This is a genomic window from Streptomyces sp. NPDC127038 (assembly GCF_042725875.1).
Taxonomy (GTDB): Bacteria; Actinomycetota; Actinomycetes; order Streptomycetales; family Streptomycetaceae; genus Streptomyces.
Genome location: NZ_JBHXDQ010000047.1, coordinates 62878 through 75936 on the forward strand (window position 1 = coordinate 62878; position 13059 = coordinate 75936).

At 73.9% G+C, this 13059-nt stretch carries 11 protein-coding genes; 9 read left to right on the forward strand and 2 right to left on the reverse strand.

The window, feature by feature from the left end; genetic code table 11:
- Window positions 1–116: 116 nt before the first annotated feature.
- The 6 genes from ACFWI4_RS27875 to pcaD all read left to right on the forward strand — a co-directional run bounded on the left by ACFWI4_RS27875 (window position 117) and on the right by pcaD (window position 5520).
- Window positions 117–1001, forward strand: coding sequence for a CoA transferase subunit A (locus ACFWI4_RS27875; RefSeq protein WP_387201397.1), 885 nt, complete (start codon window positions 117–119; stop codon window positions 999–1001).
- On the forward strand, window positions 1001–1648 hold the full coding sequence (locus tag ACFWI4_RS27880) for a 3-oxoacid CoA-transferase subunit B (RefSeq protein ID WP_387201400.1): 648 nt from the start codon (window positions 1001–1003) through the stop codon (window positions 1646–1648). Before ACFWI4_RS27875 ends, ACFWI4_RS27880 begins: the two co-directional genes overlap by 1 nt.
- A gap of 71 nt (window positions 1649–1719) precedes the next feature.
- Window positions 1720–2490: a protocatechuate 3,4-dioxygenase subunit beta gene (gene pcaH, locus ACFWI4_RS27885; protein WP_387201403.1), complete on the forward strand. Its 771-nt coding sequence runs from the start codon at window positions 1720–1722 to the stop codon at window positions 2488–2490.
- Between the two features lie 2 nt (window positions 2491–2492).
- Entirely contained in the window at window positions 2493–3056 is a 564-nt protein-coding gene (gene pcaG / locus ACFWI4_RS27890) for a protocatechuate 3,4-dioxygenase subunit alpha (RefSeq protein WP_387201406.1), read from the forward strand.
- Window positions 3053–4402, forward strand: a complete 1350-nt coding sequence (pcaB, locus tag ACFWI4_RS27895; RefSeq protein WP_387201409.1) for a 3-carboxy-cis,cis-muconate cycloisomerase — start codon at window positions 3053–3055, stop codon at window positions 4400–4402. Before pcaG ends, pcaB begins: the two co-directional genes overlap by 4 nt.
- Window positions 4399–5520 carry a 3-oxoadipate enol-lactonase gene (gene pcaD / locus ACFWI4_RS27900; RefSeq protein WP_387201412.1) on the forward strand — a complete coding sequence of 374 codons (1122 nt, stop codon included), beginning with the start codon at window positions 4399–4401 and terminating at the stop codon, window positions 5518–5520. Before pcaB ends, pcaD begins: the two co-directional genes overlap by 4 nt.
- 129 nt (window positions 5521–5649) lie before the next feature.
- On the opposite strand, the gene ACFWI4_RS27905 is transcribed toward pcaD, so the two are convergent.
- A complete protein-coding gene (locus ACFWI4_RS27905) occupies window positions 5650–8319 on the reverse strand; it encodes an ATP-binding protein (protein WP_387201415.1) in 2670 nt (889 codons plus the stop codon).
- 767 nt (window positions 8320–9086) lie between these two features.
- Between ACFWI4_RS27905 and ACFWI4_RS27910 the strand changes: the two genes are divergently transcribed.
- Window positions 9087–10097: a DUF2510 domain-containing protein gene (locus tag ACFWI4_RS27910; protein ID WP_387201418.1), complete on the forward strand. Its 1011-nt coding sequence runs from the start codon at window positions 9087–9089 to the stop codon at window positions 10095–10097.
- 170 nt (window positions 10098–10267) lie between these two features.
- On the opposite strand, the gene ACFWI4_RS27915 is transcribed toward ACFWI4_RS27910, so the two are convergent.
- Window positions 10268–10885 (reverse strand): TetR/AcrR family transcriptional regulator, encoded by a 618-nt coding sequence (locus tag ACFWI4_RS27915; protein WP_385398384.1) that lies wholly within the window; start codon window positions 10883–10885, stop codon window positions 10268–10270.
- 250 nt (window positions 10886–11135) lie between these two features.
- Here ACFWI4_RS27915 and ACFWI4_RS27920 point away from each other — a divergent pair, with 250 nt between their 5' ends.
- Window positions 11136–12083 (forward strand): phosphatase PAP2 family protein, encoded by a 948-nt coding sequence (locus ACFWI4_RS27920; RefSeq protein WP_387201421.1) that lies wholly within the window; start codon window positions 11136–11138, stop codon window positions 12081–12083.
- A complete protein-coding gene (locus tag ACFWI4_RS27925; protein WP_387201424.1) occupies window positions 12080–13051 on the forward strand; it encodes a hypothetical protein in 972 nt (323 codons plus the stop codon). The genes ACFWI4_RS27920 and ACFWI4_RS27925 overlap by 4 nt, the downstream gene beginning before the upstream one ends.
- Window positions 13052–13059: the final 8 nt, after the last annotated feature.

Sequence of the window (13059 nt, forward strand, 5' to 3'; positions counted from 1 at the left end):
GGACCGAAGTCCGGGTGACAGCGTGTTGGCCACCTCGACGAATTAGTCAGTGCCCTGATTAATTTGCCATGATTGATTCGAGGCGCCGGGCACTCGGGAGAGATGGGGCTTCACGGATGGACAAGGTGGTCGCCACGGCACTGGAGGCGGTGGCCGATGTACCGGACGGCGCGACACTGGCGGTCGGCGGGTTCGGCCTCAGCGGTGTCCCGAACGTGCTGATCCAGGCCCTCCACGAGCGTGGGGTCCAGGGGCTCGGGGTCGTCTCCAACAACTGCGGGGCCATGGACTCCGGGCTCGCCACGCTGCTCGCCGCCGGACGGATCGCCCGGGTCACCGGCTCGTACATCGGCGCGAACAAGGAGTTCGCCCGGCAGTACCTGGCCGGCGAACTGGAGGTCGAGATGATCCCGCAGGGCACGCTGGCCGAACGGCTGCGCGCGGGCGGCGCGGGGATCCCCGCCTTCTACACGCCCGCCGGGGTCGGCACCCAGGTCGCCGAGGGCGGGCTGCCCTGGCGGTACGACGGCAGGGGCGGCGTCACCGTGGCCTCCCCGCCGAAGGAGGTGCGCGAGTTCGACGGCACCGCGTACGTGCTGGAGCTCGGCATCCGCACCGACTTCGCGCTCGTACGGGCCGCGAAGGGCGACCGGCACGGCAACCTCGTCTTCAACAAGTCCTCCCGGAACTTCAACCCGCTCGCCGCGATGGCGGGCCGGGTGACGATCGCCGAGGTCGAGGAGCTCGTGGAGCCGGGCGGGATCGACCCGGACGCGGTGCATCTGCCGGGCATCTTCGTCCAGCGCGTCGTGGCCCTCACCCGGGAGCAGGCCGACGCGAAGATGATCGAGAAGCGGACCGTCACGGCGACCACGGAAGCGAGGGTGACCGCGGCGGGCACGGGACCGGGAGCGGGCGGGGTCGGCGCGGCGGACGGCGGCGGCAGCAGCAGCGGCAGCGGCGGATCGACGGGCACGGCCGACGGAACGGTGGAGGCGTGATGGCCTGGAGCAGGGACGAGATGGCCGCGCGGGCCGCGCGCGAGCTGACGGACGGCCAGTACGTGAACCTCGGCATCGGCCTGCCGACGCTGATCCCCAATCACCTCCCCCCGGGCGTCGAGGTGATCCTGGAGTCGGAGAACGGCATCCTGGGCACCGGCCCCTACCCGGCCGAGGACCAGGTCGACCCCGACCTCATCAACGCCGGCAAGGAGACCGTGACCGTCCTGCCGGGCGCCTCGTACTTCGACTCCGCGCTGTCCTTCGGCATGATCCGCGGCGGGCACATCGACGTCGCGGTGCTGGGCGCGATGCAGGTGTCGGCCGGCGGCGACCTCGCCAACTGGGCCGTCCCCGGCAAGATGATCACCGGCATCGGCGGTGCGATGGACCTGGTCCACGGGGCCCGGACCGTCATCGTCGTGATGACGCACACCGCCAAGGACGGCTCGCCCAAGATTCTCCCCGTGTGCGAGCTGCCGCTCACCGGGAAGGCCTGTGTGAACCGGATCATCACCGACCTGGGCGTCCTCGACGTCACCCCCGACGGACTGCTGCTGACCGAGACCGCGCCGGGTGTCACGGCCGCGGAGGTCGCCGCGAGGACCGCCGCCGGGATCCGTGTCGGGGAAGGAGTCCGGCCGTGACGCACCCGATCAGGCCGTCGTCTCCGCCCTCACCTTCGCCCCCGCCCCCGCCCCCGAACGCTAGGAAGGCCATGGCTCCCACTCAGCCGGAGATCGACGCCGAGATCAAGGATCTCCAGGACGCGTACGACAAGGCGGTGGCCGGCGGGGCGCCCGTACGGCACCATCCCGCGCGCGACTACCCGCCGTACCGCAGCTCACAACTCCGCCACCCCAAGCAGCCGTTGGTCGCGGTGAGCGGCGCCGACCCGGAGACGGTCGAACTGTCGGGCCCGGTCTTCGGCGTCACGGACGTCACCGAGATCGACAACGACCTCACCCTCCAGCACCGGGGCGAGCCGATCGGCGAGCGGATCACCGTCTCGGGCCGTCTGCTCGACCGCGAGGGCCGCCCCGTACGCGGGCAGCTCATCGAGATCTGGCAGGCCAACGCCGCCGGACGGTACGCCCATCTGCGCGAGCAGCACCCGGCCCCGCTCGACCCCAACTTCACCGGCGTGGGACGGACCCTGACGGACGATCAGGGACGGTACCTGTTCACCACGGTCAGACCGGGACCGTACCCCTGGGGCAATCACACCAACGCGTGGCGGCCCGCGCACATCCACTTCTCGGTCTTCGGCACGGCGTTCACGCAGCGGCTGGTGACCCAGATGTACTTCCCGGGGGACCCGCTCTTCCGCTTCGACCCGATCCTGCGGTCCGTGACGGACGCGGCGGCCCGCAACCGGCTGGTCGCCGCCTACGACCACGATCTGTCGCGGCCCGGGTTCTCCCTGGGCTACGCGTGGGACATCGTCCTCGACGGTCCCTCTGCCACCTGGATCGAGGAAGGCCGTTGAGCATGACCGAGCGGTTGCTCCCCACCCCCGCCCACACCATCGGCCCCTTCTACGGCCACGCGCTGCCCTTCCCGGGCGGCGGTGACATCGCGCCCCAGGGCCATCCCGGCACGATCACCCTGCGCGGCCACGTGTACGACGGGGCGGGCGCCCCGGTCCCCGACGCCCTGCTCGACTTCTGGCAGGCCGCGCCCGACGGCTCCCTGACGGGTGTCCCCGGCTCCCTGCGGCGCGACCCGTCCACGGGCGGCTTCCTCGGCCGCAACGGCGTCGACTTCACCGGCTTCGGCCGGGCCGCCACCGACGCCGACGGCCACTACGCGCTGCGCACGCTGCCGCCGGGGAACACCGGACTCCCGTACATCGCCGTGTGCGTGTTCGCGCGCGGACTCACGCACCACCTGTTCACCCGCGCCTATCTGGCCGACGGCCGGGACCCGATGCTCGACGCGCTGCCGGACGCGCGCCGCGCCACGCTGGTCGCGGCCGAGTACGCGCCGCGGGCGTACCGTTTCGACATCCGCCTTCAGGGCGAGGGCGAGACGGTCTTCCTGGAGTTCCCGTGACAGCCTCCGACCCCGTCGCGACCGACCTCGGTCTGCTCGCTCCCGGCCGGGCCGGCTCCCCGGCGTCGGCCGCGACGAGCGATTCCGCGTATCTGCGGGCCCTGCTCGACGCGGAGGCCGCGCTGACCCGGGCCCAGGCGTCCCTGGGGCTGGCCCCGGCCGGGGCCGCCACGGCCGTGGACCGAGCGGTCCGGGACACCGACTTCGACCTCGCCTCGATCGCGCTGCGCGCCCGCGGCGGCGGCAACCCGGTCATCCCCCTGGTGGCGGACCTGACGGCGGCCGTCCCCGCCGAGTTCGGCCCGTACGTCCACCGGGGCGCGACGAGCCAGGACATCCTGGACTCGGCCGCCATGCTCGTCGCGGCCCGCACCCTGGACCTGGTCCTGGACGATCTGGAGCGGACCGGGGACAACCTCGCCCGGCTCGCGGCCCGGCACCGGGACACCGTCCTGCCGGGCCGCACCCTCACCCAGCACGCGGTGCCGACGACCTTCGGACTGAAGGCGGCCGGGTGGCGGTCCCTGGTGCTCGACGCCAGAGACCGGCTGCGCGCCGTACGGGCCTCGCTGCCCGCCCAACTGGGCGGTGCCGCGGGTACCTTGGCCGCCTTCACCGCCTTCGGCGCGGACGACACCCGGGCCCTCGTCGCCACCTACGCCCGTGAACTGGGCCTCGCCGAGCCCGTGTTGCCCTGGCACACCCTGCGGACCCCGGTCGCCGACCTGGCGGGGGCGCTGGCCTTCACGGCCGGCGCGCTCGGCAAGACGGCCGTCGACGTGCTCACCCTCTCCCGCACGGAGATCGCCGAGCTGGCCGAGGGGGCGGGCGGCGGTTCCTCCGCGATGCCGCACAAGGCGAACCCGGTGCGGGCCACCCTCGTCGCCTCGGCCGCCCGGCGCGCACCCCTGCTCGCCGCCGCGCTGTACGGGGCGATGGCGGCCGAGGACGAACGCCCGGCCGGGGCCTGGCACGCCGAGTGGGAGCCCCTGCGCGATCTGCTCCGGCTGACCGGAGGCGCGGCCCGCGACACGGCCGAACTGACCGCGGATCTACGGGTCGACGCCGACGCCATGCGCCAACACCTCGACCTCACGCACGGGTTGATCGTCTCCGAACGCCTTGCCGCCGAACTCGCCCCGGTCCTGGGCCGGGACCGCGCCAGGGACCTGCTGACGCGGGCCGCCGCGCGGGCCGCCGGTGAGCGGCGCCCCCTCGCGGAGGTGCTCGGCGAGGAGCCCGCCCTGAAGGACCTGCCGGATGCCGACCTGGCCGAGCTGACCGACCCGACCCGTTACACGGGCTCCGCCGGAGTCCTCACCGACCGCGCCCTGGAGCGACGTTGACCACGAACCTGCTCGCCCATCGCGTGGAGGGGTCACCTTCCGCTCCCCCGCTGCTCCTCGGGCCCTCGCTCGGGACCTCGTACGCCCTGTGGGACAAGGTCGCGCCCGAACTGTCCACCGGCCACCGGGTGGTGCGCTGGAACCTCCCCGGGCACGGCGGGGCGCCGGCCGACGCGATCGGCCCCGGAGCGACGGTCGCCGACCTGGCCGCGCTCGTGCTGGAGCTGGCCGACTCGCTCGGCGTCGGGCGGTTCGCCTACGCCGGTGTGTCGCTGGGCGGCGCCGTGGGCCTGCACCTGGCCGTCCACCACCCGGAGCGGGTCTCGTCGCTCGCCGTGATCTGCTCCTCGGCCCACTTCAACGGGGCGAAGCCGTGGGAGGAACGGGCGGCTCTGGTACGACGGGAGGGCCTCGGACCCGTCGTCGCGACCGCCGACGCCCGCTGGTTCACGGCCGGTTTCACCGTGCCGGAGCTGGTACGGGACCACCGTGACGCCGACCCCGGCGCGTACGCGGCCTGTTGCGACGCCCTGGCCGCGTTCGACATCCGCGACCGGCTGGGGTCGGTCACCGCGCCGACCTTGCTGATCGCCGGGCGCGAGGACCCCGCGACGCCGCCCGCGCATCTGCGGGAGATCGCGGACGCGGTGCCGGGCGCGGCGCTCGTGGAGATCCCCGGCGCCTCGCACCTGGCGCCCGCGCAGTGCCCGGAGGCCGTGCTGACGGCACTGCGCACGCACTTCCCGGGGGGAGCCGCCCGACTCGGCATGCGGGTGCGCCGCGAGGTTCTGGGGGACGAGCACGTGGACCGTGCGCAGGCCCGTCAGAGCCCGCTCACGGCCCGGTTCCAGGACTTCATCTCCCGCTACGCCTGGGGGGAGATCTGGACCGACACGACGCTGTCCCGGCGCGAACGCAGCATGATCACGCTGACCGCGCTGGTGGCGCACGGCCACCACGACGAACTGGCCCTGCACGTCCGGGCGGCCCTGCGCAACGGCCTGGCCCCCGAGGAGATCGGCGCGGTGCTGCTCCAGACGGCGGTCTACTGCGGTGTCCCGGCCGCCAACGCGGCGTTCGCGGTGGCCCAGCGGGTGCTGGCGGAGGACCCGGACTGAGGCCCGGCGGTCCGAGTGCCTCGCCGGGTCGCCGCGCTCGTCACAGGCCCGGCGGTCCGAGTGCCTCACCGGGTCGCCGCGCACGTCACAGGCCCCTCGTGGCCGCTTCCGCCAGGTCCGCCGCGATCGTCACAAACCCGTCAGGGCCGCTTCCGCCTTGGCCGCCAGGCCGTCCGCTCCGCAGGCGCGGGCCAGGGTCAGGCCCTTGTTCAGTTCCATCGCCGACCGGGAGGCGATGCCGTACTCGACGCGGGCCGCCGCGTGTTCGTACTGGCAGGGAGAGGCCTCCAGGTAGGTGACCGCCTGCGCCGCCAGCCGGACGGCGCGCTGGCCCGTCTCCAGAGCGGCGGCGCACCGCAGCGCCTCGCCGATCGCCGTGTCGGTGCCGAACCGCTCGGCCTGGCGGCGGGCGTCGCCGGCCAGGGAGGCGGCGCGGGACGGGTCCTCGTTGGCGAGCGCCCGCGCGAGGTCGACGGCCCAGGGAGCGAGCACCGTGTTGTGGTGGCCACGGGCGGCGGCGGCCTTCTCCGCCGCCTCCAGCTCGTTGATGCCCTCCTTGGTGCGGCCCATGGCGAGCAGCAGCCGGCCGCGCACGGAGCGGGTGTCGGGAAGGACGATCGTGGTCGGGTACGGAGGCGCGAAGCCGTAGCGCTCGGCGATCTCCGCGGCCTGCTGGACGTGCCCGCGGGCCAGCAGGGTGTCGATGAGGCCGCAGGTCGCCGACCAGTACAGCGGCAGTCCGCGTCCGACCCGCTCGGCGAGGCGCAGCGACTCACGCTGGTAGTGCTCCGCGTCCGCGAGGCGGCCCCGCCTGCGGTGGGCGAGTCCGAGGTAGGCGTTGGCCAGGGAGAGGTGGCCGCCGCTCCAGCCCGCCTTGACGTAGGCGTGCAGGGCCTCGCTGAACAGGCTCTCGGCCCGGTCGAGCCGGTCCGTGTAGGCGTACGCGCTGCCCAGCATCAACAGGAGTTCGACGCCCCACTCGGTGTCGGTCCAGGCGAGTCCGGGTGCGAGACGGCCGTTGACGAGGGCCCGGTCGCAGAGTTCCGCGACCTCCTCGGCGTTCTCGCCGCGGGTCATGGCGTCGAAGCCGCGCAGTATGAGCAGCGCGCGCTCGGAGTTGTCGCGTCCGGTGCAGGTGGTGACGAGTTCGGCGAGGCCGCTGGAGTGTCCGGCGCGCTCCTCGCCCGCGTGGATGCCCTCCCACATGTAGTGCACGGCCTGGAGCCGCATCCGGGCGGGTCCCGGCGCCAGCCGCTCGACCTCGGCGTCGACCGTGCGGACGGCCTCGTCCAGCTGGTCGTTGTGGAGCAATGCCTGGGAGAGCCGGAAGACGGCGTCGACCCGTTCGGTGTCCGTCAGTCCGGGCCGCTCCAGGGCGGCACGGAGATGGGCGATGGTGGTGGACGGCGCGGTCAGGAGCGTGGCGCAGCCCAGTTCGTAGAGCACCCGTGCGTGCACCTCGGGGAGCGGGGGCTCCTTCAGAGCGCGTTCGAGGCAGCGCCTGGCCGCGTCGGGGGCGCCGACGGCGAGGTGCTCGCGGGCCGCTTCCCGCATCTGCTCGACGAGTTCGGGGTCGTCGTCCGGATGCACTTCGAGGAGATGGCGGGAGGCCGCGGCGGCTCCGCGTCCTGACTCGGTGACCGCCCAGGCCGCCTGGCCGTGCATGGCGGTGCGCAGGGCGTCGGGGATCGAGCGGTAGACGGCGGTCGCGATGAGCGGGTGCACGAACTCCAGCTCGCCGTCCGGCCGGTGGTGGCCGTTGGTGGAGCCCACGGAGGTCAGGATGCGTGCGGCGCCCAGGAGTTCGGCGCAGCGGGAGGCCTCCTCGTCCGGCATTCCGGCGAGTTGGGCGGCGAGGTCAAGGGAGATCCCGGTGCCGAGGATGGCGGCCGCCCAGGCGAACCGCGTGGCGTCGATGCCGAGTCCCTCAAGGCGGGCGACGAGTCCGCGGCCGCGGGCGGAGCGGTTCAGGTCGCGCAGTTCGGCGGCCGAGGCCTCGACCGGATCGAGTTCGCTGTCCTGGACCTTGGCGAGGAGTTCGACGGTCTCGTACGGGTTGCCGCCGGTGACCGCCCACACCTCGCGGCAGAAGGGCGCGTCGGCGTGTTCGCCGAGCGTGGCGCGGGTGAGCCCCTCGGCCGCGGCCGGGGTCAGCGCGGTCAGGGTGGCGAGGGGACGGCCCGCGGCCGTGATCGCGTCCAGCAGCCGGGCGCTCTCGCCGCTGACGCCGCCGGGCCTGCGGGCCACCACGACGAGGACGGACAGGTCGTCCAGGCGTTCGGCGAACGCGGCGAGCCAGCGCAGGGTCTCCTGGTCGGCCCAGTGCGCGTCGTCGACGAGCAGGACGAGCGGCCAGTCACGCTTGGCGAGCCGGCGCACCGCGGCGACCAGACCGTCGCAGACGCCCTGCGGGTCGGGCTGGCGGGTGTTGGGTTCCGCTATGCCGAGGGCGGGACCGGCGACGTCGTACCAGTCCCCCAGGTATTCGCGTGCCTCCTCCTGGAGCAGCGAGACGAGGGCCGGCTGGAGCAGCTGCCGTACGACGTTGAAGGGGACGGACGTGACGGTCTCGCCGCCGCGCGCCGACCACACGGCACAGCCCTGGCCCTCCGCGATCCTGCGTGCCTCGGCGAGGAGGGCGGTCTTGCCGAGTCCCGCCTCTCCGCCGATCACCAGCAGGCTGCCCGGGGTCGCGGAGTCCGCGCGCAGCGCGGTGATCGCTTCTTCGAGGGCGGCGAGCTCCTCGTCGCGCTCCCACAGGGAAGCCGAGGCGACCGTTCCGGGCCGTACCTCCGTCATCCCGATACCTCCCCAGGTCGCCCGAACGACGTAACTCCCCTGAGCCTAGCCTCCTGGAAGCCGTGGCGGAGGCGGGACCCGGCACCAGTTGCCGGGACGGGTGACGGCGTTCTCGCGAGCGCGCCGGGGCCGAACACCGGGCGCGGGAGAAGGGAAGTGACGGACAGTCAACCATGGGGAAAATGAAGGTAATTTTCCGTCTCCGCCGACGGTGGCGGGCCGCGGCCCGGCGACGGGCGGGCGCCCTCGGGAGAAACCGGCACGAGCGCCCCCGCGTGCGACCGTGACCTGCACGCCCTCCGCGTTCCCGGCTCCGGCGGGCCGTCCTCGCCGACGGCGTGATCGTCTCGCCGGGACCGTCGGAGCCGGCCGCGACGGCCATGCCCCTCCCCGCGGCCCCACCCCCGGACGGGGCCGGCCGGCCCGGGCCGTACGCGAGGTTCTCGCACGCCTTGGCACTGACGTTCTTCATCCGTCCGGTGACACCCCGTGTCCGCCGGTCCTTGCCGCGGACGTGCTCGCGTCAACGATCGGAGGCTTCGCGGGGCGGCCCGCGAAGACGTCCGGAGACCCCTCGGAGACCTCTCGGACGACTTTCGGACGGCTCTCGGGCAGCTTTCGGACCCCTCGCGGGCGGCTCCCGGACGGCTCCGGGGGGCTCCCGGACGGCTCCGGGGGGGCTCCCGGGGGGCTCCCGGGGGGCTCCCGGGGGGCTCCCGGGGGAACCCTCTCATCCGCCTTTCACCCTCGGCTCTTACGGTGGACCCATGACGCAGGTGACTCCCCCCGGCTGGTACCCCGACCCCGGGCAGACGAATGACGCTCCCGCCACCGAGCGCTGGTGGGACGGTAAGACATGGACGGACCAGGTCCGCCCCGTCGGGTCGGCGGCCGCCTGGGGTCCCCCCGCCCATGCGGCGGGGGCGGGTCCCTATCCGGCGTACGCCCCGGCCGGCCCCCGGCGCGGAGTGCGCACGGGCATAGCCGTCGCGGCGGCGGTCGCCGTCCTCGCGGGCATCGGCGGGGGCGTGTACGCGCTCACGCACAACAGCGGAAACGGCGGGAGCGCCGCCTCCGCGAACCCCGCCGGGCCGGGCGGCCAGGGCGGATCGGGGGGACCCGGCGGCGGCCTGGAGGGCGGACCGAACGGAGTTCCCGGCGGTTCGGGCGGCCCGGACGGCTCCGGGGGCTCCGGCGGGCAGACCCCGGCTCCGGGCGAGTCCGGCGCGCCGCAGACCGACCCCGGCTTCGCCACGGATGCGTACAACGGCATCAGCATCCCGGTCCCGGACGGCTGGACCGGCCGGAGCAGCGCGAACGGCTCGGCCTCGGTGGCCACCAAGGACACCTACAAGTGCCCCGGCGACACCTCGCAGGACTGCCAGCGGGGCGGCGCCTACTCGGCGCCCGCGAGCGCGCAGAAGCTGAAGGCCACGACGGCCGAGGCGGCGGCCAAGGAGGACATCCCGAAGAACGCGGCCGAGTCGTACGGCACGGGCTACGGCTCGATCACCTCGCACCAGGAACTGGCCTCGAAGGCGGTCACGGTGGCCGGCGAGAAGGGCTATCTGGTCCGCTGGAAGGTCGTGACCAGCAAGGGCGACGACGGTTACGTCGAGTCGCTGGTGTTCCCCTCCCCCGCCGACCCCTCCTCGCTGGTCGTCGTCCGCTTCGGCGTCGACGCGAGTTCCAAGGCCCCCCGGCAGACGGTCATCGACACGATCACCAAGGGCATCAAGGTCGCTTCGGGGACCGGCGGCAGCGGGCAGAACGTCTGAGAGCCCGTCCGACGATTTCCCGTCCGCCCGGCGGAACTGGATCGGCCGGGTGGGGTGCCCCTCCGCTCAAGGGGCATCCCACCCGGCCGGGGGTGTGCGCCGCCCCCGTCCCCACGGTGCGGCGCGATACAGGCCGACGTCCGGTCATCCCACGGACAAAGGCCTGAGACTCAGGTGAGGCCGAGCGTCGGCAGCACGACGGCCTCCACGAACCGTGTGAGATACGCCGCGTCCGCGTACTGGCCGTCGAGCAGCGGGCGCACCCTCGGCACCCCGAGCATCTGGGCCGGAATGAACTCCAGCGCCGGATGGCCCGCCTCGACCTCGCCGCGCTCGACACCGCGGCCGATCATCTGCCGCAGCTCGGCGACCTCGGGTTCGACGAGCGCCTCGCGGAGCGCCTGCTGGAGCTCCTTGTCCTGCATCACGGCGTTGCCGAGACCCTGGAGCAGCTGCGTGCTGTCCCGGGCCGACCAGTCGCCCGCGGCCTTCGCCGCCGCGCGCAGGTCCCCCGCGAGCGAGCCGGTGTCGATCCCGGTGAACCGGGGACAGCGGTTGTTGCGCAGCGCCGCGGCCACGAACTGGGGCTTCGTCTTCCACTGCCGGTAGAGCGTGGACTTGCTGCACCGCGTGCTCGCCGCGACGCCCTCCATGGTGAACGCCTCGTACCCGCATTCACGGATCTGTTCCAGCACGGCGTCGTAGAACTCCTGCTCACGCTCGGGCGTGATCTTGGAGCGGCGCGAGGCGACGACCGAGTCCGGTCCGTCCGCGGCCTGCGACGTCATGGCGCTTCTCCTCGCTCGATCCGGACGGTGCCGGTGCGGTCTTGCGGCAAGTGTAATCGATACGCAAGGGTACCGGTACGCATCCGTATCGGTACACTCGCGTATCGGTACTCAGCCGTATCGGTACACTGCCGTATCGATGGGCCTCGGACAGGATCCACTCCTCCCCCACCGGGAAGACCGAGTGGATCCTGTCCTGGGCTCACCGCGCTTCGCACGACATTCAGACCGTCAGCAAGGGGGCCGGGGGATGGAATCCCGAACCGAGCCTGCACGACCCGCTTCCGACTCCGCGCCGGAACCGGAACCACCGGACACGGGCACGCCCGCGGGCATACCCGCGGCCGCGTCACCCGACGCGGCCGCCCCCGCGCGCCCGCGCACACCCGCGCCCACGAGCCCCGGAGCGTCCGCCGGGCGCCCGCCGCTGGTGCGGGAGCTGCTGCTCGTCGTCGGGCTCTTCGTCGTCTACAAGGCCGGCCGGCTGCTGGCCGACGGCCGCACCGGCGAGGCCTTCGCCGACGCGCACCGCGTCTGGGGCTGGGAGCGGTCCCTGCACCTGCCGGGCGAGGGCGCCGTGCAGGCCCCGCTGCTGCACAGCGACATGCTCGTCCACCTCGCCAACACCTATTACGCGACCGTCCACTTCCCGGCCACGATCGCCTTCCTGGTCTGGCTGTACGTGCGGCGCCCCGCGCACTACCTGTGGGCCCGCCGGGTCCTCGCCCTGCTCACCGCCGCGGCCCTGGCCGGGCATCTGCTGTTCCCGCTCGCGCCGCCACGGCTGCTCGCCGAGACGGGACTGGTCGACACCGGCCGGGTCTACGGGCCCACGGTGTACGGCGCCCACCCGGCGGCCGACGCCCTGGCGAACCAGTTCGCAGCGATGCCCTCGCTGCACTTCGGCTGGGCCCTGATGGTCGCGATCGGCCTGATCGCCGCGACCCGCTCACGGCTGCGCGCCCTGTGGCTGCTGCATCCCCTGCTCACCCTGCTGGTGATCGTCGGCACCGCGAACCACTACTGGCTCGACGCGATCGTCGCGACCGCGCTGCTGTGCATCGCCCTCGCCGTGATCCCCCCGCCCCACCGGACGGCGACGGACCAGGGCCTGCCCCCGGCCCCCGAGCCGGCCGGGATCTCCGTACCCGAGCGGCACGGACCCGAGCTGCACGGACTCGTGGGAGCCGGACGATGAACCCGACACTCGTCGCCGTCGGCCTGTCCCTCTTCTCCGCCGTCGCCTACGCCTCCGCGGCCGTCGCCCAGGAGCGGCTCGCCGCCCGGTCGGCCGGCTCCGGCACGCTGCGGCTGCTGGCCCGGGGCGCCTGGTGGTGGTCGGTGACCCTGAACGCCGCGGCGGCGCTGCTGCACGTGGCGGCCCTCCGATACGGAACGCTCACCCTGGTCCAGCCGCTCGGGGCGCTCACCCTGGTGGCCGCTGTACCGCTGGGCGCGCGGATGGCCGGACGCCGGGTCACCGTGGTCGAGTGGCGCGGTACGGCCCTGACCCTGATCGGTCTCGGCGCCCTGCTCGTCACCGCGTCGGGGGCCGCTCCCGACGAGGTGCTGAGTCTGCCGCAGGCGCTCGCCGTCGCGGGGACGACGGCCGCAGTCATCGGCGTCCTGGCGCGCGGCGCCCGGCCGGGACTGCGGCACGCGACCGGCTCCGGGTTCGCCTCGGGCGTGGCCTCGGCGCTCACCCAGACCGTGACGGTGGCCGCGACGGACCGTTCGGAGCCGACGCCGGTCGCGCAGATCGTCGTGGTGTCCCTGCTCGTGGCGGCCTTCGCCGCGGGCGGGCTGCTGCTGTCGCAGACCGCCTACCAGGGCGGGCTCGGCGCTCCGCTGGCCGTCGTGACACTCGCCAACCCGCTGGCCGCCGCGGTGATCGGACTGACCCTGCTCGGTGAACGCCTCCAGGGCGGCGCGCCGGGTCTGCTGCTCGCGCTCGTGGGGGCGGCGGTCGCCGCGTGGGGTGTGGTGGCGCTGTCCCGTTCGGCACCCGAGCCGCCCGCGGCACCGGCGGACGCGAGGCCGGCCGGCCTCGCGGACGACGACGGCCACCCGGTCGCCGCGGTGCTCGCGCTGGAGTCAGGACCGGCGGCGTACGAGCCCTCGCTGCTGCCCCGGCAGCCCAGTCCGGGCCATCTGACGTCCCTGTAGGAGACTGC

Excerpts from the sequence above, each read along its gene's own strand:
- ACFWI4_RS27875 (WP_387201397.1), top strand. The coding sequence starts at position 117 with ATGGACAAGGTGGTCGCCACGGCACTGGAGGCGGTGGCCGATGTACCG.
- ACFWI4_RS27880 (WP_387201400.1), top strand. The coding sequence starts at position 1,001 with ATGGCCTGGAGCAGGGACGAGATGGCCGCGCGGGCCGCGCGCGAGCTG.
- pcaH (WP_387201403.1), top strand. The coding sequence starts at position 1,720 with ATGGCTCCCACTCAGCCGGAGATCGACGCCGAGATCAAGGATCTCCAG.
- pcaG (WP_387201406.1), top strand. The coding sequence starts at position 2,493 with ATGACCGAGCGGTTGCTCCCCACCCCCGCCCACACCATCGGCCCCTTC.
- ACFWI4_RS27905 (WP_387201415.1), bottom strand. The coding sequence starts at position 8,319 with ATGACGGAGGTACGGCCCGGAACGGTCGCCTCGGCTTCCCTGTGGGAG.
- ACFWI4_RS27910 (WP_387201418.1), top strand. The coding sequence starts at position 9,087 with ATGACGCAGGTGACTCCCCCCGGCTGGTACCCCGACCCCGGGCAGACG.
- ACFWI4_RS27915 (WP_385398384.1), bottom strand. The coding sequence starts at position 10,885 with ATGACGTCGCAGGCCGCGGACGGACCGGACTCGGTCGTCGCCTCGCGC.
- ACFWI4_RS27920 (WP_387201421.1), top strand. The coding sequence starts at position 11,136 with ATGGAATCCCGAACCGAGCCTGCACGACCCGCTTCCGACTCCGCGCCG.
- ACFWI4_RS27925 (WP_387201424.1), top strand. The coding sequence starts at position 12,080 with ATGAACCCGACACTCGTCGCCGTCGGCCTGTCCCTCTTCTCCGCCGTC.